The organism is Candidatus Nitrosotenuis uzonensis (genome assembly GCF_000723185.1).
GTDB lineage: Archaea > Thermoproteota > Nitrososphaeria > Nitrososphaerales > Nitrosopumilaceae > Nitrosotenuis > Nitrosotenuis uzonensis.
This window is the reverse complement of the sequence record NZ_CBTY010000008.1, coordinates 64,637-87,288: the sequence shown is the minus strand read 5'-3', so window position 1 is coordinate 87,288 and position 22,652 is coordinate 64,637. Positions and strand designations below refer to the sequence as shown.

Annotated in this window: 28 protein-coding genes; 13 read left to right on the top strand and 15 right to left on the bottom strand. The window is 43.2% G+C overall.

The window, feature by feature from the left end:
- Window positions 1-64 precede the first annotated feature (64 nt).
- From NITUZ_RS03000 to NITUZ_RS02985, 4 genes are read left to right on the top strand one after another with little or no spacing between them, the layout of a single operon-like run.
- A complete protein-coding gene (locus NITUZ_RS03000) occupies window positions 65-802 on the top strand; it encodes a carbon-nitrogen hydrolase family protein (protein ID WP_048195152.1) in 738 nt (245 codons plus the stop codon).
- Window positions 803-842: 40 nt separating this feature from the next.
- Window positions 843-1,781, top strand: a complete 939-nt coding sequence (locus tag NITUZ_RS02995) for a deoxyhypusine synthase (RefSeq protein ID WP_048195150.1) — start codon at window positions 843-845, stop codon at window positions 1,779-1,781.
- 29 nt (window positions 1,782-1,810) lie between these two features.
- Window positions 1,811-2,542, top strand: a complete 732-nt coding sequence (locus tag NITUZ_RS02990) for a proteasome assembly chaperone family protein (RefSeq protein WP_244443796.1) — start codon at window positions 1,811-1,813, stop codon at window positions 2,540-2,542.
- Window positions 2,543-3,181, top strand: a complete 639-nt coding sequence (locus NITUZ_RS02985; protein WP_048195148.1) for a LysE family transporter — start codon at window positions 2,543-2,545, stop codon at window positions 3,179-3,181. It abuts the gene before it with no gap.
- Here the strand turns inward: NITUZ_RS02985 and NITUZ_RS09970 are convergent.
- The 3 genes from NITUZ_RS09970 to NITUZ_RS02970 all read right to left on the bottom strand — a co-directional run bounded on the left by NITUZ_RS09970 (window position 3,152) and on the right by NITUZ_RS02970 (window position 4,029).
- Complete coding sequence (locus NITUZ_RS09970) at window positions 3,152-3,391, bottom strand: hypothetical protein (RefSeq protein WP_048195146.1); 240 nt, start codon at window positions 3,389-3,391, stop codon at window positions 3,152-3,154. The two genes, NITUZ_RS02985 and NITUZ_RS09970, sit on opposite strands and share 30 nt — an antisense overlap.
- Window positions 3,372-3,701, bottom strand: coding sequence for a DNA-binding protein (locus tag NITUZ_RS09800; protein ID WP_420887308.1), 330 nt, complete (start codon window positions 3,699-3,701; stop codon window positions 3,372-3,374). The genes NITUZ_RS09970 and NITUZ_RS09800 overlap by 20 nt, the downstream gene beginning before the upstream one ends.
- 79 nt (window positions 3,702-3,780) lie before the next feature.
- Window positions 3,781-4,029: a hypothetical protein gene (locus tag NITUZ_RS02970; RefSeq protein ID WP_048195144.1), complete on the bottom strand. Its 249-nt coding sequence runs from the start codon at window positions 4,027-4,029 to the stop codon at window positions 3,781-3,783.
- Between the two features lie 79 nt (window positions 4,030-4,108).
- On the opposite strand from NITUZ_RS02970, the gene dinB reads away from it, so the two are divergent.
- Window positions 4,109-5,203, top strand: a complete 1,095-nt coding sequence (gene dinB / locus NITUZ_RS02965) for a DNA polymerase IV (RefSeq protein ID WP_048195978.1) — start codon at window positions 4,109-4,111, stop codon at window positions 5,201-5,203.
- Here the strand turns inward: dinB and artG are convergent.
- The 5 genes from artG to NITUZ_RS02940 all read right to left on the bottom strand — a co-directional run bounded on the left by artG (window position 5,200) and on the right by NITUZ_RS02940 (window position 10,556).
- The gene (gene artG, locus NITUZ_RS02960) at window positions 5,200-6,117 is read right to left on the bottom strand and encodes a thaumarchaeosortase (RefSeq protein WP_081844844.1); all 918 of its coding nucleotides are present in this window, start codon (window positions 6,115-6,117) and stop codon (window positions 5,200-5,202) included. The two genes, dinB and artG, sit on opposite strands and share 4 nt — an antisense overlap.
- Window positions 6,118-6,175: 58 nt before the next feature.
- The gene (locus NITUZ_RS02955) at window positions 6,176-7,180 is read right to left on the bottom strand and encodes a magnesium transporter (protein WP_048195142.1); all 1,005 of its coding nucleotides are present in this window, start codon (window positions 7,178-7,180) and stop codon (window positions 6,176-6,178) included.
- Window positions 7,181-7,263: 83 nt separating this feature from the next.
- The gene (locus tag NITUZ_RS02950) at window positions 7,264-7,809 is read right to left on the bottom strand and encodes a hypothetical protein (RefSeq protein WP_048195140.1); all 546 of its coding nucleotides are present in this window, start codon (window positions 7,807-7,809) and stop codon (window positions 7,264-7,266) included.
- A gap of 12 nt (window positions 7,810-7,821) precedes the next feature.
- Window positions 7,822-9,213: an FtsZ/tubulin family protein gene (locus NITUZ_RS02945; protein ID WP_048195138.1), complete on the bottom strand. Its 1,392-nt coding sequence runs from the start codon at window positions 9,211-9,213 to the stop codon at window positions 7,822-7,824.
- 182 nt (window positions 9,214-9,395) lie between these two features.
- Entirely contained in the window at window positions 9,396-10,556 is a 1,161-nt protein-coding gene (locus tag NITUZ_RS02940; RefSeq protein ID WP_048195136.1) for an Nre family DNA repair protein, read from the bottom strand.
- Between the two features lie 91 nt (window positions 10,557-10,647).
- On the opposite strand from NITUZ_RS02940, the gene NITUZ_RS02935 reads away from it, so the two are divergent.
- Window positions 10,648-11,574 carry a cobalamin-binding protein gene (locus NITUZ_RS02935; RefSeq protein WP_048195135.1) on the top strand — a complete coding sequence of 309 codons (927 nt, stop codon included), beginning with the start codon at window positions 10,648-10,650 and terminating at the stop codon, window positions 11,572-11,574.
- Window positions 11,575-11,873: 299 nt separating this feature from the next.
- Here the strand turns inward: NITUZ_RS02935 and NITUZ_RS02930 are convergent, their stop codons facing one another.
- Window positions 11,874-12,356, bottom strand: a complete 483-nt coding sequence (locus tag NITUZ_RS02930) for a hypothetical protein (protein ID WP_052370047.1) — start codon at window positions 12,354-12,356, stop codon at window positions 11,874-11,876.
- Window positions 12,357-12,559: 203 nt separating this feature from the next.
- Between NITUZ_RS02930 and NITUZ_RS02925 the strand changes: the two genes are divergently transcribed.
- Entirely contained in the window at window positions 12,560-12,853 is a 294-nt protein-coding gene (locus tag NITUZ_RS02925; RefSeq protein ID WP_155991275.1) for a hypothetical protein, read from the top strand.
- Here NITUZ_RS02925 and NITUZ_RS02920 read toward each other — a convergent pair.
- A complete protein-coding gene (locus NITUZ_RS02920; RefSeq protein ID WP_048195970.1) occupies window positions 12,844-13,206 on the bottom strand; it encodes a hypothetical protein in 363 nt (120 codons plus the stop codon). The genes NITUZ_RS02925 and NITUZ_RS02920 overlap by 10 nt on opposite strands.
- Window positions 13,207-13,322: 116 nt before the next feature.
- Here NITUZ_RS02920 and NITUZ_RS02915 point away from each other — a divergent pair, with 116 nt between their 5' ends.
- Complete coding sequence (locus tag NITUZ_RS02915; RefSeq protein ID WP_048195133.1) at window positions 13,323-13,922, top strand: hypothetical protein; 600 nt, start codon at window positions 13,323-13,325, stop codon at window positions 13,920-13,922.
- Between the two features lie 17 nt (window positions 13,923-13,939).
- On the opposite strand, the gene NITUZ_RS02910 is transcribed toward NITUZ_RS02915, so the two are convergent.
- A complete protein-coding gene (locus NITUZ_RS02910) occupies window positions 13,940-15,220 on the bottom strand; it encodes an MFS transporter (RefSeq protein ID WP_244443795.1) in 1,281 nt (426 codons plus the stop codon).
- A gap of 90 nt (window positions 15,221-15,310) precedes the next feature.
- Window positions 15,311-15,826: a hypothetical protein gene (locus NITUZ_RS02905; RefSeq protein WP_048195131.1), complete on the bottom strand. Its 516-nt coding sequence runs from the start codon at window positions 15,824-15,826 to the stop codon at window positions 15,311-15,313.
- Window positions 15,827-15,902: 76 nt separating this feature from the next.
- Here NITUZ_RS02905 and NITUZ_RS02900 point away from each other — a divergent pair, with 76 nt between their 5' ends.
- The 5 genes from NITUZ_RS02900 to NITUZ_RS02880 all read left to right on the top strand — a co-directional run bounded on the left by NITUZ_RS02900 (window position 15,903) and on the right by NITUZ_RS02880 (window position 19,358).
- Complete coding sequence (locus tag NITUZ_RS02900) at window positions 15,903-16,292, top strand: hypothetical protein (RefSeq protein WP_048195129.1); 390 nt, start codon at window positions 15,903-15,905, stop codon at window positions 16,290-16,292.
- Between the two features lie 37 nt (window positions 16,293-16,329).
- Window positions 16,330-17,202, top strand: coding sequence for an NAD(P)-dependent oxidoreductase (locus NITUZ_RS02895; RefSeq protein ID WP_048195127.1), 873 nt, complete (start codon window positions 16,330-16,332; stop codon window positions 17,200-17,202).
- Between the two features lie 160 nt (window positions 17,203-17,362).
- Window positions 17,363-17,569 carry a hypothetical protein gene (locus NITUZ_RS02890; protein WP_048195125.1) on the top strand — a complete coding sequence of 69 codons (207 nt, stop codon included), beginning with the start codon at window positions 17,363-17,365 and terminating at the stop codon, window positions 17,567-17,569.
- Window positions 17,570-18,061 (top strand): tetratricopeptide repeat protein, encoded by a 492-nt coding sequence (locus NITUZ_RS02885; RefSeq protein WP_048195123.1) that lies wholly within the window; start codon window positions 17,570-17,572, stop codon window positions 18,059-18,061.
- A gap of 79 nt (window positions 18,062-18,140) precedes the next feature.
- Window positions 18,141-19,358, top strand: a complete 1,218-nt coding sequence (locus NITUZ_RS02880) for an NAD(P)/FAD-dependent oxidoreductase (protein WP_048195121.1) — start codon at window positions 18,141-18,143, stop codon at window positions 19,356-19,358.
- Here NITUZ_RS02880 and NITUZ_RS09635 read toward each other — a convergent pair.
- Genes NITUZ_RS09635 through NITUZ_RS02870 form a run of 3 tightly spaced genes read right to left on the bottom strand, consistent with a single transcriptional unit; the run spans window position 19,355 to window position 22,611 of the window.
- Window positions 19,355-20,512 (bottom strand): hypothetical protein, encoded by a 1,158-nt coding sequence (locus NITUZ_RS09635; protein WP_052370045.1) that lies wholly within the window; start codon window positions 20,510-20,512, stop codon window positions 19,355-19,357. The two genes, NITUZ_RS02880 and NITUZ_RS09635, sit on opposite strands and share 4 nt — an antisense overlap.
- Window positions 20,500-22,326, bottom strand: a complete 1,827-nt coding sequence (locus NITUZ_RS09630; protein ID WP_155991272.1) for a hypothetical protein — start codon at window positions 22,324-22,326, stop codon at window positions 20,500-20,502. The genes NITUZ_RS09635 and NITUZ_RS09630 overlap by 13 nt, the downstream gene beginning before the upstream one ends.
- A 60-nt stretch (window positions 22,327-22,386) precedes the next feature.
- Window positions 22,387-22,611, bottom strand: a complete 225-nt coding sequence (locus NITUZ_RS02870; protein WP_155991268.1) for a hypothetical protein — start codon at window positions 22,609-22,611, stop codon at window positions 22,387-22,389.
- Between the last annotated feature and the right edge of the window lie 41 nt (window positions 22,612-22,652).

Here is a 22,652-nt window from a genome sequence, read left to right as displayed (position 1 = left end):
TGTTGTAATGCTATCAAGTTTGTCAGCGCGCATTTAATTACTGCTGGGATCCGATTCAAGCAGTATGACAAAGTTAGGCATAGTTCAGATGCAGGCACATGATAATGATGAACGTGCGATTGCAGCTGCTGCAAGAATGCTAAGGAGACTTGGTAAGAGTGAGACAGACATTGTATGTCTTCCCGAACAGTGGCTAAATGAGAACAGAATTGATGATTTTGATGCGCGTTTCTACGAGTTCAAAAAAATAGCAAGGGAATACAGCATGACTGTGATTGCGGGTGCGTTCTATCATAAAAAAGAACGCAGTCTCGTCATATCTGCGCCCATCATAGGCCCATCAGGAGACATTATTGGAGAACAGGACAAGATTCACCCCTTCGACTATGAGCGGAACAAGATTCAAGCAGGCACAAAGATAAAAGTCTTCAAATCTGGCTGCAGATTTGGTGTTTTAATATGCTATGATATGGTATTCTCTGATGTTGCAGAGATGCTTGGAAAAAAGGGTGCCCAAGTGCTCCTCTCACCGTCCAGAATAGTGAGGCGCGGAATTGTTCCATGGCACATGTACGTGCAGGTTCGATCACTAGAAAATCGCATGCCAGTTCTTGCTGCGAATATAGAGAGTTGGAAATACGGAGGAAAGAGCATAATAACAGACATGACTGAAAAAAACGGTGTGATGATTCCCAGCCGAACATTGCTTACAGGCCAGAGTGCCAAGTACGCAGAATTCGATCTCAAAAAATATGAAAAGCCAAGAAAATCAAGATATTCTGATCACCACAAGTTTGTCTGAGCGGCATCCAGTTTTATAACCGAGAAATGTTGATATCAGTATGATTGAGCCAGGAGGCCCCGTCAAGGATATCTCAATAACAGAGCAGACAAAAATCGAGGAGATATTTTCCCAGATGGCAAACTCTGGAGGATTTGAGGCAAGAAACCTCGCAGAAGGTCTCGAAATTCTAGCGGCCATGATACAAGACAAAGACTGCCTCAAGTTTCTCTCGTTTGTAGGTGCGATCGTCTCAACTGGCAACCGAGGCATAATAAAAGATATGATCAAGAGAGAATGGTTCGACGTGGTTCTAACTACATGTGGCGCACTTGATCACGATATCGCAAGACATTTTTCACATTATAAGCAGGGTTCGTTTACCATGGATGATGCCCAACTTGCAGACCAAAACATACACAGGCTAGGGAATGTTCTTGTCCCGATGGAAAGCTACGGTCCCCTCATAGAGGAAAAAGTCCAACACATACTTGAAGATGCATATAAGGAAGGCAGGAAAGAAATGTCAACTGCACAGATAACTGCAGAAATAGGAAAAAGACTTGGAGACGACTCGTTTCTTTACTGGGCACAGAAAAACAACATACCGGTAATAGTACCAGGCATAATGGATGGTGCAGTGGGTAGCCAAGTCTGGATGTTCGCGCAGAATCATCCCGATTTTAAGCTCAATATGATTGAGGATGCTAACTTTTTGTCAGGCCTTATCTTCAAAGCAAAAAAGTCAGGTGCGCTCATGCTCGGAGGCGGGATATCAAAACATCATACTCTTTGGTGGAATCAGTATCGCGATGGCCTAGACTATGCTGTTTATCTTACTACTGCCCAAGAATTTGATGGTAGTCTTAGCGGTGCGCTGGTAAGAGAGGCAATATCATGGGGAAAGGTTACCCAATCTGCAAAACAGACTACAATACATGCAGAGATCACAACAATGCTGCCATTCTTGTATAGAGCACTCTTGGCGAAAATCACGTAAAATTTCAGAAAGTATATCAGTTATAATAAATGAAAAAAAGTATGTTTCCCCGCCTCTGGGTAAGAGAGACGAAAAAATACAACATAGAGGGAGGATACCTAATAGACGGATTCCCATCGGTTGGGTTTACCAGCGCCATAGCAAGCGAATCGCTGATGCACACTGCCCAGTACGAGCTTGTCGGATTCGTTGACTCGATAGACTTTCCAACCGTATCTGTAATCAAGGACGGAACACCAAATTACGCTACAAGAATCTTTGTTAATTCAGACCTCAAAGTAGGGATATTTAGCTCGTACCTTACGATAAACGAACCATATCACCGCCCTATCGCAAAAATGATGCTAAGCTGGGCAAGAAAGAACAAGTGTGCACTAATAGTCAGTAGTGCCCCGATGAACCTTCCTGAAGGGGCGGAAAGCCAAGTTGTAGCTGCTGGAAGCACGGTAGATGCGCGTGAGAAGATAAAGTATGCAGGCATGACAGTATTGGAACATGGAACCATCCCAGGAATTCCAGGAGCACTGCTAAACGAGGGAATGTTGCACGACCAGAATGTGATAGTAGTCCTAGTAAATGTTGGCGGCAATGCAAGTCCGGACTTTAAGTCAAGCGTTCACCTGTGTATGGCAGTCTCAAAACTTCTTCCAGGCGTTTCCTGCGACTTGACCATGATGCAAAAGCAGGCACAGATAGCAGAAAAAGAAATCAGGGAGACCGAGAAGGAAACTAGGGCTTTGCGCGACTCGATGTACGGATAATTGCAAGAGATATACCAGCTGGTAGCCGCAGTAATAATAATTTCAGCCTCTGGCGTGATGGCCCCAGGACCGCTTTTTGCAGCCACTGTAAGCAGTGGTGCAAAAGAAGGTGCAAAAGCAGGTCTGAAGATAGCCCACGGTCACGCACTTGTAGAGCTTCCTCTTGTGATTCTGATCGGAATAGGAGTTCTTACGCTAGAGTCACTACCACAGTTCCGGGCCACAGTAAGCATCATCGGTGCGCTGAGCATATTTGCATTTGCTGCACTGCAAATTCGCTCATCGCTTAAGGCAGAGCAAAACACTGTCAAATCCAGGTACGGTTCATTGCTCACAGGCGTGTTACTGACAGGACTTAACCCATTCTTCCTTGTTTGGTGGTTCACAATAGGCATTAAGATAATCTCCGATGCATATTTGCTCTGGGCATTCTGGGGGATTCTGATCATGTTCGGCCTACACATATGGATGGATTATGCATGGCTCACACTCGTATCTTCACTGTCAGCAAAAGGAGCACACCTACTGTCAAGCAGAAAATATCGTGCACTTTTAGTAGGAATTAATATTGTGCTAGTTTATTTTGGTGTGTTGTTTGTGTTAGACTATCTATCCGCAATCCACAATTTCCAGATCTGAGCTGCACTCTGAGTTTAACTGGTGTATTTTTTCTACAAGCGAGATACATGAATTAGGATCAAGTGTTCTCTCGTATGCTATTATCTCATCAATTATTGCAAACTGTCGCGCTGGGCACGAGTTAAAGTTTTGAAACAAAATGAGCGAGGCGATTATCGCTATGCCTACAATTACTGAGAGTCTAAAGTAATTATGCCTTTGTAATATCAATTTCTATAGTTGATACATTCCTTGTCTTACCGTCTTGAGATTGGAGTGAGTCAGAGGCAATCCTGACATCTTTGATCTTGTATCCCACAGTATTCATTCGCTTTACAATCATTTGAGAAACATCCACTGCCTGTGTAATTCTCTGACCGCGCGCCTTTATTGTAACAAATGGCTGCGTAGATAGCTGCGTTAGCGTGGCTGTCACATACGTCATTATCGGCTTGGTACCTACAAAAATCACATCACGCGTCTTTTTGGAATCATCTTCATGTGTTACTCCAACATCTTTGAGTTGCTGGGATTCCGCAATGATTTGTTCTGCGTCTGTAGGGTTGTTTTGATCACTCATTACGTTAACCTATAATTTGATCTGAATATTCTGCGTTTATTTAATGTTTAATGTCCTTTTTTACAAGGAAAGCATTTAGTGCTTTCTCAATCTCATCAGGATCATTGCACTGCTTTACATTTTGAAGTATTTCTTGGTCTTCTATCTCATAACAGTTGAGAAATTCTTGTTCATCTTTGAACACCAAAAGAAGCTTTTCTTTGTGAAGACAGTAATACATTTTTTCTTTCTCCATGTATTCAGGCTTTATCTTGATACCTCCTTCATCGGCTGAAACAGGGTATGGCACAACTATAAGTTGTGAGCACGGTATTTAGAGTATCACGTTTTTCGATATGATAATAAGCATTTTTTGGATATTTGCTGTGTTGGACAAAAGGATTGTATTCCACATAGACTTTGATTATTTTTTTGCGCAATGTGAGGAGATACGAAATCAATCACTCAAGACCAGACCAGTAGCGGTTTGCATATTCTCCGATAGAGGTGGCGACAGTGGTGCAATTGCAACTGCCAACTATATTGCAAGAAAATATGGAGTCAAATCAGGTATGCCAATTAAATTTGCAAAGGCAAGACTTGCCACAATTGCAGATGCGGTATTCTTGCCAGCTGATTTTACATATTATTCTGACATTTCAGAACGGGCAATGGAAATAATAAGGAATCATGCCGATATTTTCGAGTACGTAGGAAAGGATGAAGCGTATCTTGACGTGTCTTTGTGTACTGACGGTGACTTTCAGAAAGCAGCGCATCATGCTCAGCAGCTAAAAAACAAAATCCGAGATGAGGTAAAACTTACCTGTTCTATAGGAGTTTCACCCAACAAGATTGTCTCAAAGATTGCATCAGGATTCAGAAAACCGGATGGGTTGACAGTGGTAGAGCCTGCAAACATAGAATCGTTTTTGAATCCACTAAAGATAGGAGACATTCCCGGCATAGGAAAGGTCACAGAGGAAAAGTTTGCAGAAATTGGAATTAAAACTATCAAGGAGTTAAAAGAGATCAACATATTTACACTCAACAAAATGTTTGGCCGCAAGATTTCAGCGTATATCTACAATGCTGCAAAGGGAATAGATGATGAGCCAGTAGCACAAAGACAACCCACCATACAATACAGCAAGATTACCACCCTCAAAGAAGATTCCAGAGATTTTAACTTTCTTGCAGCCAACCTGGACGAAATCTGCACTGAGCTCCACAATGTTGTGTTAAAGAACGGTAAGATGTTCAAATCAGTTGGAATTCAGTTCGTTCAGTCGGATCTTTCCAACAAGACAAAGTCAAGAATGTTACGAAACCCCACATCCAGTATTGACGAGTTGAAAAAAACAGCAATGCAACTTTTGCAAGAAGCGCTCACAGACCAATCAATCGATGTAAGAAGGCTCGGTGTAAAGGTATCTGAACTTTCAGATTTTGAAGGACAAAGCTCAATTACAAACTTTTTCTAGGCTGTCTGCTTTTTGAGGCGCTTTGTTTCTACCGCAGTCACAAGAAACAGATACGCAAACAACCACGGCAGGAACATTATCTCGCCTGCTATACCGTGAAATTCTTCAAACTTGACTGGATTTGCAGATACTTTGAGCACAAATATTGAAAGCGAGAATATTCGTATCATGTTCACTCCTATTGTTCCAAGTATTCCTATTCCAAAATAGATGAGCTTGCGCTTTCTCGGTATATTCATCTTAAGTAGAAACGCCATCATTACAAGCGAGTAAATTATCACGCTATGCACACCTGCCGACGGCCAGAATACCTGTAGTGCCATCGAGCCATGCTCTCCCCGGAGGAACATGAGGTTGTCTCGTGCTATGGCAGTTCCAAGATCAAAGAACTCAATTATTGAGACGTTTGCCTTTACCAGATACGGCACTACATACTGCAGCGGACCCAGCGTGTCATAAGGGAAGAATGCATCAAGTGAAAGTATTATTGCGCTGCCACACAGAAATATAGGACCTGCTGGAGCTATTCTTACCCATCTTTTCCCAAACAAAATGCTTACAGACGCGACAACGAATATTCCCATGACAATAAAATCCCACATCCATGTCCAAGAGTATATCAGATTGACGTTGTAGTGTTTGGCAGAGTCAGTAATGTAATCACGAAGGCCAAAATCAAGGCTCACAAGATATGCAATTACTAACGCAGCCAACGGAATGAGCGCAAGCAGTTTTGTCTTCGATATCTGAAGTCTCAGACCGATAAGCTCTGCGACTATGAACGCCATTGCAAACAGAAAACCTCCTCTTCCCTGATTCCAGCTTAGACTGAACGTATCAGGATATGCGACTAGTGCAAACATGGCCGGTCCGATTATTATCAGTATTGCCGCTACCAGAGTCTTGTTTTGCAATAGATTTTTGAAATTTGTTAGCGAATAAAAACCATCAGATGTAGTATCGCCGAATAGTTCAGAATATTTGTAGAATCATCATTGCTATTGCAAAGTACATAGCTATTGTAGTTACATCACTTATTATTGTGGCAATCGGACCTGATGCAATTGCAGGATCTTTTTTCATCCTCGATAGAGCGATTGAAAGATACGTGGAAAAGAATGCCTGAAAGATCATGCTAAAGAATACAGCCATACCTACAACTATTCCGAGCTTGATTTGCTGCCAACCAACGATCTCTGCTACAAACAACATCGCAGCAAAGACAAATCCGAGTATTATCCCAATTTTTATTTCTCGCAAGACATATCTTGAGACTGGAAATCCTGGCTCTATAGCAAGTAGTCTTACCACCAACGTTTGTGATTGAGTTCCTATTGCATCGGTAAGATATACAATGACGGGTATGAACGATGCAAGTGCGATGTAGGAGCTGAGCACATGCTCAAAATTTGTGACAATCGAGGCAGCTATTAGCCCTCCAAGCATCCCTATGAATAGTGACGGAAATCTCACTTTGACAAGACTGAACACTGGAGTATCCATTGATTCTATTTCTTTAACATGTTTGATGCCACTAGTTCTAAACAAATTTTTTCTGAATTCGTGGTGAAATATAGAAAGAATTGACTTTTGTGTGACCACCCCAAGAAGACGATGTTCCGAATCTACAACTGGAATTACTTTGAGACCATGCTTTAGTGCAACATACACAGCCCTCTCCTGATGCTCGTGTTGTTTGAGCGAAATTACATTGGTGTTCATTATCTCCTTAAGCTGCGTTCCATGTTTTGATTGCAGTATTTGTTTTAGCGATACAACACCTACAAGAATTCCATTTTCATCGATTGCATAAACATAGCCTATCGTTTCAAATTCTCTTGCCTTAAAATCAAGTACATCCTCAATCCTTTCAACAGTCTCGGATGGACTAAATGCAAGATACTTTCTTGTCATTTTTGTGTCCACTAAATGCTCATGATTGCTCTTTTCTTGATTCTCAAACTTTGATTTGGTCATAACCTAGTGTCAGTATAACGATATAAGACAATAACAGGAAAATCTCATTTTTGATAATATGGTTCCGCACCAAAAACCGGCGGTTATTTCTTCTTGATAGTAAGCGTCTTTTGTATCTCGTTCATAGACGAGATGAACTTTTGTTTTGCATCATACTCGTTTGAGACTTTAATTATCACTTCAGTTGAGGACAGCAGCACGTCTTTTACAACCAATGGCGCACTAAGGCCTAGTAGTTCACTTAGGAACTCAAACAGATTATGGAATTTTGTTGCGTCTTTGTATTGGAACATCACATTGCCGTTTTTGAACTGGGGTTTTGGGTCAAGCGGGATTACAAGATCTGGCGAGGTCATCTCCGAGATGAATTTAGAAGTGTCCGATTTTACCGCGTTTGTAAGCTCTTCTTTTTTTGCTTCAAGGTTTGCCTTTGATTTTTCAAGCTGCTCCTGCTGGTCCTCGTATTGTGTGCCAATCATCTTTGCAAATGTCGCTTCTGTTGGTTTTTTCAACGGAAGCTCATGTAGCTTCATGTTGATTATCTTGAGCTCTTCCTCGATCTGATTAAGATAGTTTCTGTTTGTCTTGATTTGTCGTGCTATTTCTTCAAGATAATTAAAATCGGCCATGATTCTCACCGACTAGCTGAACTGGTGCACTACATCCATGAGTGATTGCTTAAAGTCTTCAGTTGTAAGGCCCCATCGGCCATACTCTTCCTTGTATCCATCCCAAGATTCCTCTGCTTCTCTTGCTATCTCTAGTATCTTGGGGCCTATAGCTTTCGTGTTAACAAGGATCGTTACATTTGCCTGTTCCTTGTCCATTATCGGGATTTTAACGAATATCATTCTAGAATCTTCGATGTTGAATCTCTCCTTTATGACTCGCTTGAGAATTTCTCTTTCTTTGATGTCAAAGTCGCCCTTTACTTTCACAAGCGCACAGCAAGAGTCTTTTGGTCCACCGTAGTTTCGAATGTCTGTCTCGTCTATGTCAAACAGTATGGCATCCTGTTTTTTGTTGAGGTTTTCAATTATAGAGTCCATGGTATTGTGCTTGTTTCCAGTTATCTGGTTGAGGTTCCACTGATCTTCATCAGGAAGAACCGGTATGACCCATGGTATTGCAAATTTAGGCCTCTTTGTTGCAAGCCACGTTCTGTAGTTTGACATGTCCCATTCGGTTTCTCTTGCAAATGAAGAGATAAACATCGATATGGCATTTGCAGCAATAAGGTTCATTCCCTTGTAATCCTTCCAGCCTACCTCGTGTTCCTTTGGAAGATCGTCAATTATTGATGGGATCTTGTCTACACGTTTTTCGTATTTGTGCGCAAGCTCTCGCAGTCTTTTGTTCGAGAACAGGAATGAGCAATCAGAATACTTTATTTGATATTCAAGGTTCATGACGATGTTAATTGCCGCAGCCTCCAGTATGACAGGGTCCCAGCCAAATTCTGGCAATAGTCCAAGCGTAGCAATAGTTGCATGCTCCTTTGTGTTGCTTTTGACAAACTCGATAAACGAGCATGCAAATGAGCTTCCTGTGCCTCCACCCATAGCAAACGGCACGGTGTAACCCCTTACTGGTTCAGGGGACAGTGCGGTAAGCTGTTTTGCAAAATCCCATTTCTGCGTTACCTCGTTTTTGAATCGTGATCTTCCCTCCGCCCAGTTTCTTGCCGCTCCTCCGGCGCCATGAATCACATGCTTGTCTCGGAGTGCAAACAGATCAGGATAAGACTGTAAAATAAGATTGGCCGCTCTCGGGTCAAGATCCACGAGTAGAGCTCTTGGTATGAGTGGTGTTTCTCCTCCCGTGTATGCCCCGGGAAATCTCAGTATGGTACTCCCATATCTTTTTAGGATTCTTGATTCGTCTTTTGTGTCCTTCAATACTGGCTTGAGCGGGTCTGCCCCCACATCCAGCAGGAGACGTCTATAGGATTCTGCTCCAAGGCCTATTCCACAGTGACCAAAACAGGTCATCAGTACGGGGGCTGGTGGCAATGGTGCTGTAGACTGGGCCATATTACTTCACTTTTTCATCCATATGATGCGACTTTAACTCCACAGTATAAGAAAGTCGATCATCTGCGTAAGCCTTGTAGACACGTGATCGTCTCATGCAATAGCAATTGAGGATTTGGATTTAAGAATATGGTAGGAATGATCCGTGCCAATGCTTTCAAGGAGGTTTGCCAAAATTACGATTAAAAATAGTCCGTGATTGACTTTTGCTTTAGCATTTTGAGCAGGGTTCCCTTTGCAAGCCATTCACCCTTGCTGATACTCATTTTTTTGCATGCTTCATCGATCCCCTTCTCGAGTGTTTCCGTCCTGACCGGCTGGCCTTTCATTGCGGCACGTATAGCTTCCCTTACCTGCCACACCCCTACAGGAACCGCGTATTCTGGGCGTATTTCGCGCAAGACCAGTACTCCTGCTTGCCTTTTTTTCTCTCTTAGGTATTCTGCAACACCTAGTCTTGCCGCAAAGTAGGCTCCAGCTATCTCAGGATAGTGATCAAGACCATTTGCATCTTCCGCATCCGCCCCAAAACCTATCTGTCCTGACTCTGTATACCAGGCCTCCTCCATCTCAAATATCCACCTGTGGGGGAACAGCAATACTGAGAATGTGTTTCCGAGGTGTTCGTGTGAGAACACCTCATAGCTGTCGATGCTCGGATGATCCAGAATATCACTTATGATATTTTTTGATATTACATCATCAGTTGCAGTGATACTCCACCTTGTCGGCACCATCCTGCGTTTTTTTCCGAACATACCTATCGAGAGACATTTTTGTATCTTTGAGATCTCAATGCCAGAATTATACAGCGATAAAATTGCATCCTCTGCCTTCATGTCCCTGTCATAGTAGATTTTCTCAATTGGTTTGCTGGATGAGATGCCAGAGAATTTTGCACTCTTTATTTCTCCTATCGGTCCAAACGGTGCAGACTCGCCATCTATTGTTGTGACCGGAACGGTGTTTCTCTCAAACTTTATTTCAGAGTCTGGCGTGTTATTTGCCATCGCAATCTCCTGCAGGTCCTCAATGTATCGTCCCTTCGGAGCATGCACTGAGACTTTTTGTACTCCTCTGACAAGATTTAATCTAAAATTCACTATTTCCTCGAGTGTTTTTCCAAGCCATCGTTCAGGTGTATCAAGTAGGCTGGTATCACCGTGAATTGGCGGGACCATCGGTCCCACTCCCACTTTTGGATAACCAAAAGAGCCTACAAAGACAGATGGTGGGCTAGAGCCTGAGATCGAGTCAGAGGAGAAGAGGTTTGCGTATTTTGAGAGATATTCATTCCAGTTTTGCTCTATTGTTCTACGAACATCTTTTGCAGTTGGCCCCACAATACAATTACTATTGTGCGCTATTTAGCCTGATTTGTTGATGCACTATAGTGTAAAGATGAGTTAAATCTCGCATGACCTTTGTAACAGCATGGTTGCTGAAAGAATCGTCTCGTTTCTTCCAAGCGCAACTGAGCTGTTATTTGAGCTTGGGGCGCATGAGAAGATAGTGGGCGTTACTCATGAATGCGTCTATCCAGAGGCGGCCAAGAGCAAACCGCGTGTGATAAGATCAGTCTTTGATTCCGATAAGATGAGCTCAGCTGAGATCGACAGGACTGTATCCGAGCTTGCCCGCAACGGTGAGGATCTTTTTATTGTAAACGAGGATGCACTAAGAAATGCCAGGCCAGACCTGATAATAGCACAGGGAACATGTGCTGTCTGCTCAGCACATACTAACGAGCTGAATAAAGCACTGCAGATCCTAGGCTACAGACCGCAGATAGAAGTGCTTGATCCGCATTCTATACAAGACATACTTGAAAGCGTTAGAAATATTGCAAGAAAAATTGAAAGTGAAGAGCAAGGCGCCAAACTTGTCACAACACTGCAGAACAGAGTCAATACAATGAAAACAAGAAACTTTGCGACAAGACCGAAGGTTTTGTGTATCGAGTGGGTCGAGCCATTCTTTACTGCCGGCCATTGGATTCCAGAGATGGTTCAGATTGCAGGCGGGATTAACGCAATCGGTGAAGCAGGTAAACACTCAAGGAGAATGAGCATGGAGGAGGTAGCAGCCACAGACCCAGACATTATTGTGATGATGCCGTGCGGCTTTGATGCAGAACGCACGTCTGCAGAATGCGTCTCAAGTCTTGCCGAAAAAAGAACATGGAAGAATCTTAGAGCAGTCAAAGAAGATCATGTGTTTTGTGTTGATGCAAATTCCTACTTTTCAAAACCCAGCATAAGGACGATCACTGGAATAGAGATACTTGCAAAGATATTCCATCCCCAAGAAACAGAGGATCTTATCGTTCCAGCAGGCTCTTACAGACGCATGACGTTTTAGGCTGTGCCATCAGAGTCATCAGAATCTGGATGCAACGTGCGCTTGCTAGGCCTCGCTGGTACAAACAATACTGTCATAACAGTATGGCAGCACTGCAGTTCATAGAATATCAGGTCTGTAAAAACTAACTTTTTGGTAATTGTGGTTTGTTTGTCAAGACGTTCCAATATTAAGACATGGTTTGTTTATTCTCAACACACATTCTCTGATATTCAACATTCGCTCTGTAATATTAAGAACGCCTGAATCATCCTTTCAAGTCCTATCTCGCGACAACAGTCGTTTGTGATTCAGAGCGTTTACTTTATCCTGCATTCAGCTCGTATGGATCTTGATGCGGTATAGTAAACCACGCCAAGTATTGCAATAGATACAAGCCTCAGTGGGATCTCGTACGCCGTCAAAAACGACGTTGCCACTCCGCCTGCAGCACCAAATGTAGAGATTATCGCAAACCCAACAGGGCCGCAACTGCATGCGCCTGCTGAGACGCCAACTAGTGAGCCAATGAAGCTTCCTCCAATCTTGCGGGTCTGCACGTTAAGCAGTATGAGTCTGAACACACTAAGTGGAATGACAAGCCCGGACATTGCGGCCACTGTGACCAACGTTACAAACGAGACAGCTCTGTCAGCTGGAACGTACAAGACAAAATATGGCTCAAAGAAGACAAATTCTGACAGATATGCAAGTATGAAGAACATTGCCACAAAAACCACAGCTGCCATTCCGATGTATTCGGGCTTTGAGAACACTATTTTTATGGCGCCAGTCAATCCCATCAGCTTCACAGACGTGCCAAAAGATTTTTCCCTATTTGCGCCTAAACAGCCTAGCTATCTTTGAGATCGCACTATCAATAGGGCAGCTGTCACATTGAATTTCTTTGTCAGATTCTGTCTTGTCCACATTTGAGTATCGCTCAATTGAATATAAGACGTTTTTGTGCCCAGTATGCTTATAATTCGAGCTGCGAACTCTAGTTGTGGGCAGAGTAATTGAGACTATTATAACCATGATTTTTGTGGGTGTGTTCGGCTCCCTGTGGTTTTTTACAAGAAAATGCGAGGTTCCTCAACCATATAGGATAGCAGTATACGATAAACTCGGGTTCCAAGTTAGCATAAGTGAGTTGAGAACGGTGTTCAATACGCATTCTGCTGCAGTCTCATTTGCAAAGCATTATTCACAGATGTTTCCCAGTTACGAGTTTGTCCTAGAATCAAGGTTGCCGCTGACAAGAAGGTTTGCATTTACGGCATTTTGGGCTCAGAGATAGTGCATTTTCATGTGATTTTGCCATAGCACCTCGTACGGCGTTACGTATCCGCAGTGCACGCAAGAGAACAGCGACTGGACAGGTCTTGCCGTCTCTTTAGGCCTCTCGTGTAGAGCTTTTATCAGGATGTGGTTATCCTTTGGCAGAACAGCATAGTTACCTGTTTCACCAATTGATGCAAAAAACTCTCGTATTGCATTTACAACTCGCGCTTTGTCAAGCGGTTCACTCTCAATCGGGGATAGCATGAATTCATGCAGCTTGGTGCTAGGTATTGCACCTACCCAGTCGGAAACAAAAACTGCCATTTCGTGTTTGAGATGCTCGGCCTCCCTGCAGTCTACCGTGATCACGCTGGTCCTTGATCGGCAGGCATTTTTAATTGTGCTTCTTGGTTGATCAGGCACTTAAGCATTGCTACAAATTTCTGTCAAATCGCTAAATACGAAATCAGACTTTGCTCAGCTTAATGGCAAGAAGACTAGCTTTCTGCGCATGCATGATGTCACTTTTTGTGATCATAACTGCGGCAACGGAAAGCTTCGCAATTGATGACAGCACGATAAAGGCAACAGAGCAAATAAAAAAGAATCCTGCCGCCATGGAAATACTCAAGAAAATTGAGATGTCAAAAAAAATTCTAGCGGAGATACAGCAAACAAAAAAGATCCAAGAACAAAAATCACTCATGCTTCAAGAGGCAAAGAAGACAGCTCAGGCAAAGCTGAGCTCTGATTTGGAGAGGATGAACAAGGACTATCAACCATACACGCCAAAGAACGCGTTTGAGAGATTTGTAGCAGACAAGCCGGCGCAAATTCAATCCATATACTGGGCCATGTTCAACTACCAGCAAGACAAGGTGAAATCAGCGCAGGATGCGCGCAGTAAAGTGCTCTCAGGCGGAGGGACAAGCGAACAAGCATGGAAAGCCTATCAGACCGAATCTGCAATAAAAAGGATCAAGATGATAGAGCTGACCAAGGACTACAACGTCAAGTATGCAGGGGCCAGTGCCGCCACACAGCTGTCATTTGACAAAAACGGTAAGCTTCCAAGAAGCGACTAGTTTTTCTTTTTAATTTTTTAATTTCCAGTTCTACCTGAGAGTCGATGACGCAAATAGAGTCTGAATAGGAATAGCGAGCCGGCCAGTACAAATGACGCTATGAGAAATGTCTCTGTATATCCAAATGATTTTGTTATGATGCCTGTACTGAGAGCTCCGCCAAATACACCCATACCAATCATCGAACTGTTGACGCCAAGATACGTGCCCTCAAATCCTTTTGGAATTGTCTTGAAGAGTAAAACAGAGTTAGCAGTGCTATAAACTGAGAATCCCAGTACCATAAGACACATGGAGATTATAACAAAGATCAGAGAGTTAGGCATCAAAAACATGTTGACAAGAAATCCCGCAACCAATATGCCGCTGATTCTTGGGGCGTAAGCAAGTATCATGGATCGTTCCTCACCCAATCTACCAATTATCTTCGGGGCCAAGAAAAATATCATTGCCATCACACATGTCTGAATCAAGTAAAGCGTGAAAACGGTAGAGTCTGCAAGGCCAAGCTGCTTGAGGAATGGTGTGAGTGCTGTAAAATACATGTTACTGCCAAAGTAGAACATAAAATTAGTCAGAAACAAAAATCCTATCTCATGTGAGACCTTTCCTTTGAGAATTATTATGATATGCTTAAAGTCGTATAGTTCAGGAACCTTTGGAAATACAAAATGATTGTGGAACCTAAAATGACTGAATATATGCTGCATTCCATGGATGGAGTGAGCTATCATACTGCGCTCAATGTGAAAGTGTGTCTTTGATATCTGCAGACTGATTACTATTGCGATTCCAGTGGAAATGGCACAGATAAGAAAATACTGGCGTGTATCAAAGTAAAAGCTCCAGACTGCGCCTATGAGCATGGCGCCAAGGCTTCCAAATGTGGAAAGAATAGATGTTCTAGCAAAAAATTTGCTCCATTGATTGTTCGGACTAGTTTCCATTACGAGCATTTGTGTTACAGGCCCGCGTGCTACTAGAAACAGTCCTGTTAGTGCCGATATTGCGTACACTATAGGTATTTGGTCCGTATAGTAGAGCCACACACAGCTAAGAAGAATCATGGAAAACGCGACTAGCAGTACAGCTTTTTTTGCGTGATATTTGTCAAGAATCTTTCCCCAGAATATAGAGCCGAGTGCGGCAGTTCCATAATGAACAGATATTACCACAGATACCTCACTTATTCCACCGCCTAGTCGTATGACAAAGAGTGGAATCACGGTGTGCAGCCCCTCGGCTGCTATGTTAATAGGGAAGACGAACCAGATCCATCTTTTGCTAATAGGCTCCAAATCTAGAATTCGAGTATGGCACGCACTAATCTACAATGCATTAAAAATTCTTGTACTGAATTGTGTAATTGTTTATCAGATACGCCTTCACTAGTTTGCGCCCATTTCCATGTCTTCCCGAAGCTCAATTACGTGGCTTTTTGGTTCCTCCACAGTAGTGCCGTTAACTCCGGTCTGTCCATCTACTTTGATTTCTTCTTTTATGTCAACTTGGCCGTCATCAGTTTCTGATTCGTGTGGGTGGTTTTCCATATATTTTTCCATCATTTTTTCCAGATCGGCATGAGTTGGATCGTGTTGTGCGATCCAGCCACGTGCAGACAAAACTGAGTAGCTTGACTCGTTTATACATGCAGGTTGCCAGTTACTTGCCTTGAAGACCAGCTGTTGACCGTCGCGACATTCTATATCATGTGGATTCACACCAAGACTGAGTTGCTGCAATGGTGGAAGTATCACATCGTCTGCCATCGTCATCATCATTTCATCTTCCATCGTAGCATCCTCCATTGCTTCCTCGTTTTCCATTTGTGCAAATGCGGAATTCAAGTATAACGTCAGCAAACCAATTATTACAAATAGAAACAGCGATGCAAACTTTTGCATTGATTGATCTGATTTGACTTAGGATTTAACCTTTTTCAAGATGATAGAATAAGACCGGGTTAGGATCACTTCGGATATGGTCAAAAGCGATTCCGAAACATTTGCTGTGGAGAAAGGATATGGACAGCAAGCGGTTGACTGGCTCAACGAAGAGGCCAAGAAAAACAATTTCAAATTCGAGGCAAGGCTTTACGGTCAGGAGATCACCACACAGAATTTCGGCAGTTTTGAGATGTTTTCTTGGATAGGGGACATACAGGTTGCAAGAAAGCTCATCGTCAAAGTTAGCAAGCGATTTAAGATCAAAGTTATTGAGGGAAGCTACAAGACCAAAGAACGCATATTAAAGATAAGCAAGCAGGACTACGGCATGGTTCGCAAGGGAGACAAGGTAATAGGACACATAGCATTTACAGCATCAAGGCTTGGCGGCAAGTGGGAAGTCTCTGCAGAAGAATTGCGATAGTGCACAATACAAATAATCATTTGAAGAATAACACCGCATGAGGATTGGACTTGTTGGCACCGGGCTTCTTGGAAACGCCGTAGGGCTGAACATTCTGAGGTCAGGGCATGAGCTTTACGCCTTCAATAGGACAGAAAGCAAGACCGCGGAGCTTGAAAAAAACGGTGCACATGTAGCAGATTCACCAAAAGAGGTTGCAGAAAAATCAGAGATCGTATTTGTAGTAGTAAAGAATGCAGATGCAGTAAGAAAGGTCTCATTTGGAGATAGATGTATCTCTTGCGGCGCAAGAGACGATCTCGTAGTGGCAGATATGAGTACAATAAATCCCAACAGCGCAAAAGAGATTGCAGAACAGTTTGCGAAAAAAAACATAACATATCTTGGGACACCTGTCATGGGAGGGCCTAACGTTGCCATAAACGGGCAACTTGTCATGATGATAGATGGTAGCAAAAACGCATATGAGAAATACGAAAAGATCTTCAAGACGGTTGCAAGCAAAGTCTTCTATCTTGGCAATATTGGGACAGCACATTCAGTCAAACTTGCAATGAATCTTCAGATAGCAATGCTCGCACTTGCACTCTCAGAAGGCATTACCCTTGCCAGAGGGGCATCAATAGACCCTCAAATATTCTTACAGATACTCAATTCCACGTATTTTAAAACTGGAATGAGTGAGACCAAAGCTTACAAAATGATAAATGACTCTTTTGAGCCCACGTTCACGCTACGAAATCTCAAAAAGGATCTTGACACCATAAACGAGGCAGCCAGATCATTTGGCCTACACCTTCCCATGTCTGCCAAAGCAAACGAAGTATACCAGAATGCAGTCGATGCTGGGTTTGGCGATATAGACTATACCGGGATTTTGGCATACCTGAAGGATGCTGCCAAGCTTTAATCACTGCTCTTTCTTTTCTGCAGATACGTCCTGTATGCAAAAGCAGTTGCCGCAAAGACCGCGGCGGAGATCACAGACCAGATAATAAATGGTACTGGTTGGACCTCCATGCCTTACCACAGCTAGAATAAAATAAATAGATTCGATTTAGAGTAGCCATATGCCCGAGATAATTTGCAAGGACTGCGGTAAGAAAATGGCTCACGAAAACGAGGACACTCTAAAGGTGGAAGAGGCTGTCCATAAAAAGTTCTGCAGAAAAAAGCCAGGCGAGTCATACAGCTATATGCATAGAGACCCACAACACATGTCAACTTTTGACCAAGAAAGGGCGGCAGACCAGAAGGGCAAGCCGATAACAAAATAGTTGAATGACATAGAACGTCTTTACAACGCTGCAATAACAGAGCTAAACCTTGGAAGCCCCAAAAAAGCGCTTGCAATTTTCAAGCAGATCTTGCAGGTCGAACCTCTCCATTTGGATTCGCTTGTAAGGTGCGGCAACATTTATGGCAAGTTCGGTAGGTACCATGACGCGATATCATCATATGATAAAGTGTTAGAGAATTCCCCCCAAAACACTCTTGCCCTGATAAACAAAGGTCTGGCACTGCACTATCTTGCAAGATACGATGATGCCATAGCATGCTATGACAAGGTATTGCAGGAAAGGCCGAGCAGTACAGTAACTCTGTACAACAAAGCATCAAGTCTTGTCAGAGCTGGCAAAGTCCAAGAAGGCCTCAAAACTCTTGAGAAGGCAATTAGCCTTGATTACTCTTACAAGTACAAAGCAAGGGCAGACGTTGATTTTGAATTCGTTGCAAAGACTAACGAGTTCAAGCGCATCGTTCTCTAAATGAACTACTGCCGGACAAGCCGGTGTCCTCTTGCCTAGTCTTGATAATTTAAAATATTTCACAGACAGAGCGGAATAGTTGGTAAAACAGGTCGATTATGACATAGCTGTGGTCGGGGCAGGTCCAGCAGGTTCATCTGCTGCATATTCTGCTGCAAGAACAGGGCTAAAGGTGGCATTGATAGAAAAGGAACAGACGGTTTCCCAGACTGTAAGGACTAGCGGTGTCACATGGATTGATAGCATACACGAGTTCGGTATTCCCAGTGACTGTTACAATCCGATCCAAAACTATTCGTTTTGCTCTCCTAATAACGAGGCGACCATCTCGGACAGAGAGCCAAGGGCCGCAGTGCTAGATGTGCGCAAAACGTACAGATGGCTTGCAGGGCTTGCCCAAAAAGAAGGCGCGGAACTTTTCACAAACACTACAGTCATCGGTGCTCAAAGAGACCAGTACGGAATTCTTCTAAAAGCTGCATCTGCAGGTGAAGAGACCTACGTTAAAGCAAGATTGGTAGTTGATGCAAGTGGATTTCAGACTGTTGTAGCAAAATCACTTGGGCTTGTTTCTCAATGGAAAAGATTCGGAGCAGGTGCAGAGTTTGAGGCACAAGTAGAAAATGTCGACAGGCACACATGGTGGCTGATGGTAGGGCAAGAGTACTCGCCTGCAGGATATGCGTGGATATTTCCGACTGGTGAGAAGACAGTACGGATAGGTGTCGGAATCGGCAAACCAGAATCACAAGTCGATCCGACAGAGCGCCTCAAAGAATTAATTGAGAAAAGAAAAGGCCCGATTGCAAGGCTTGGCAAAATAACACCTATAGAATTTCATTACGGACTAATTCCAAATGATGGACTGAGAAGAAAGACAGTCTATGACAACCTCATACTGGCAGGTGACACCGCTGGGCAGGCAAACCCACTGGTCTTGGAAGGAATACGTTATGCAATAAGATTCGGAAGGCTTGCAGGACAAATAGCATCCGATGCGGCGATAGGCGACAGACTAGATGAGAAGTCGCTTGCACGTTATGAGGAGAGTTGGAGAAAGGCAGTAGAATCAAAAATAAACTCGGCTGCAAGAGTTCAGGCTCGATGGATAGGCCTTGATGATAAACAGTGGGACGAAGAGATTGACATAATCAAGGAGCTAAATGCAGATGAGTTTCTTGACTTTATCAAAGCCGATTTTGGCCTATCAAGCATAATCAAGATGGCAGCACACCACCCAAAAGTAGCAGTAAGGCAGCTGTTCAACATTGTAAAGGGCGCAGCAAAACGCAACTAGTTGACTCTGAAGAAATCAGAGACAACGAGGTCGTGATATTGCAGCTGTACCACATACGTTCCGCGCGGATACTTTTTGTTTATTACCTGGTTAAATGAGCCAGATGCGGAATCCTTGAGCGGAATCTCATCTACCCGCTCACCCTTTTGATTAAAGATGTCTATGAAGATATCCTCGCTGAATGCAAGCGTCTTTTGTATAGCGCCTGAAATATAGAGTTTATCGTCTTGAATGGTAACATCAATTACCGCGGTGCGAGAACGGCTTGGCAGATACCTTTCTATCATAGATTGCAATTCAGTCATTTTTGATTTCGATGTGGAGAAGTCTTTTTTAGCAAGCGCAGTTTCTATTTGCTTCATGGTAGAGTCGAATGTGGCCTTATTTGCCTGATAGTTGTTGCCTCCGAACGTATTGATGAAGGACTTTAGTTCCTCATACTCCCTTGCATAGTCTACGGTCTTGAGATCGGTTGAGCTGAACACGGGTCGAGTCTTGTCAGGCACGTCTACAATCTGCGATGCCTGGTATGCTTGGTATTCTAGCAGTACCACATACATTCCCGGCTCGGATGGTGCATACCATTGCGTGAATATTTCTCCGTGTTTTGTGTCGCTGAATTTTAATGTGCTATACTTGCTTCCTTTCATATCGTATACTGTCAGATACAGGTTCTCCCTCCTATCCATTATCTGCTTGTCGACAGCGCCACTCATAACCCATATCTGCTTTTCAGGATTATACGATATGTCAAAGATGATCTTTTTGTTTTTCATCTCAAGCTTGTCTGCAAGAAAGTTTCGTATTTCATTTATCTTGGAATCGGCGTCGACAAAGTTGCCGTACTCTACAAGCTCATATGCTTTTTCCTTGAGTTTGTTGAACTCGTTGGCATTTTCAGCAAAATCAGCGTTGTAAAATTGGGTAGCAAAGTCTGAGAGATCGCCAATCTTTTTACGATACTCTATTTTCCTGATTTCACCCGCAGAATATCCAACCTCTGAGCCAAATGGGTCTTCAGAGTATTTCTGTGAAACCTGCTGCCATTCTGCAAACGATTCTCTCACTATAATATCTGCCCCATCAAGGTCTCCTTTGATTACAAGGTTCCTTGCCGTTGAAAGCTTGTCTTTTAGCGAATTTACATAGTCCACGATCCTGGAAGGAATCTATTGTGGATTATTCCAAGGTTGGCAAGGTTCTCAAGTGATTGTGCACGCTGTAAAATATCAGATGCTCTTATCTTGTATGCGTCCTTGCTGTAGGATGCAAGTTTTGCCTCAATTATTGGCTCTTGTTGAGAAGCCCATGCTAAAAGTACCTCGATTTTGTCTATTTTACTCACAGTTGGACTTCCCTTCTCAAGCTCGATTGCAGTGTTTATTGCCTTTAGCGCATTATTGATTGTGACAAGACTTTCATAGTCTGCTTGCAGTTCGGCCTTTGTGCGCAACTTTTCGTAATCGAATTTGAGTACTGAGAGAGGACTTCGCTTTTCCCTCAATTCGTTTATCACTCCATCAAAGTCCGCCACAACTTTCAGTATTTCTCCCACCGTAGTTGCAGCCCTTACCTGCTCCAGCATCGTTTCGAATGAGGAAATTAGTTTTGGATCTGCGTTGTTTGCCCTTGAAAACTCGATCGTAGTTGAAATTCTAGCTGATATGTCTATGACATTTTTCATGTCAAGAATGTCCTTCTTGAGTAAGACTATCTGTTCCGGAGATGACGCAGTGCGGAGATTCAACATCAGCTCGTCCAGTCTTGGTTTGATTACTTCAGCCAGTTCAGGCTGTGGATCTCTTGTTATGAACCTATCAACTCTGTCAAGATTTCGAAGTAATACTATAGCATCAAAGAGTGTGTCTACACGGTCCTTTTGCTCAAGAAAATCAGACAATGTTTCTTTTGTCAAGAGCGATTCGCGTAACGTGCTCCATTCGTTTCGTATTGTAAGTGTGAGGACATCATCCTGTCGTAGCGTTGTATCAAGCGTTCTTGCTTTTGTGATCATATCAAGAAGATCTCTGAGATCCTCAATGTAAAGCGGTCCTGTCCCGCGTGCAAATATGAAACCAATCTCTTCCTTTAGCTGCCTGTTCATAATTGAGTTGGACTTGGTCATCATGTTAAGTAGTGTCTGATTAATTTCCTCATACGTTGGTGGCTGCTCCGAAGGAACTTTTTGCGGCGTAGCATTTGTTATTTGCACATATACGTCACTTATCGTGCTCAGTGCCTCCCGGTTGTTACCTATGTGGGCATAAAACATGGCAGCATACACCTGCTCCTTTATTTTTTTGGCTCCTGACTGATCAAGTACTGACGAAGTCACCATTTTATCTACAATTTCAAGCGATGCATCAATAGCAGGCCTAAATGTAGGATTTAATCCGAATGTGTCAGACTCTTCAAAATCAGATAGAAGTACATCGGTGTAAAGATCACGCATCTGTATTATGGCAGTAGAAGATGCAGAGATCGCCCTTATCTGGTCAAGTCTATCTGCAAACTCTGTTGCGGCACTCTCACTGTCAAGCGAGTTTATTTTTGATTCAAGAAGCGATGTTGCCGCGGAAATGTATTCCACGTCAGTACTTGCCTTGACCCTTTCGCTTTTCAGTACGAATTTGTCAGATGCCGTAAAATCGCCATAAAACACGCGCACTGCATACTCGCCAGGTATTCCACATATGCTCCCAGAAAGAGTTCCAGGCTCGGTGATAAAGTGGCCATCAGACAATGGCTTTAGCTGCTGGACTTGGCAGAGATCCCCACGCGGATTTAGTATCTGCACTACGATGAACAGGTCAGGTGAGATTTGCGATACTTGGCCAAAGACGAAAATCTGTTCATCGCGCTTGAACTCTCCGAATGTGTCAAGCAGTGTAATCTGTAATGTCTGTCCATGCGCTATTGCAGGCACAAGAACGATTAGCGCGAATGCTGCCAAACCAATCCGTCGCATAGAAATTAAAAAGTCTGAATTTACTACTTAAGTCTTGGGTATCTTTGTTCCGCAGTGTGCTCATGCCACCAGAATCTGTCTTGCAAATATCCCGCTTGGAGTTGCGTTCGGTTCTTCTATTTTTGGAATGTTTGTCATAAAGCAGAGAGCATGAACCTGTTCTCCAGTACGCTTGCCACATTCAAGGCAGATCATGCTCACAGGCATTCTACATTCTGCACACACGGTGCATTTTGTGAGCTTTCCACCGCAATTTCTACATGATTCATCTGGCATGTTTCTCATTGTCGCTGTTCCAATTTTGCATATAAGATTTGAGTAGAAAT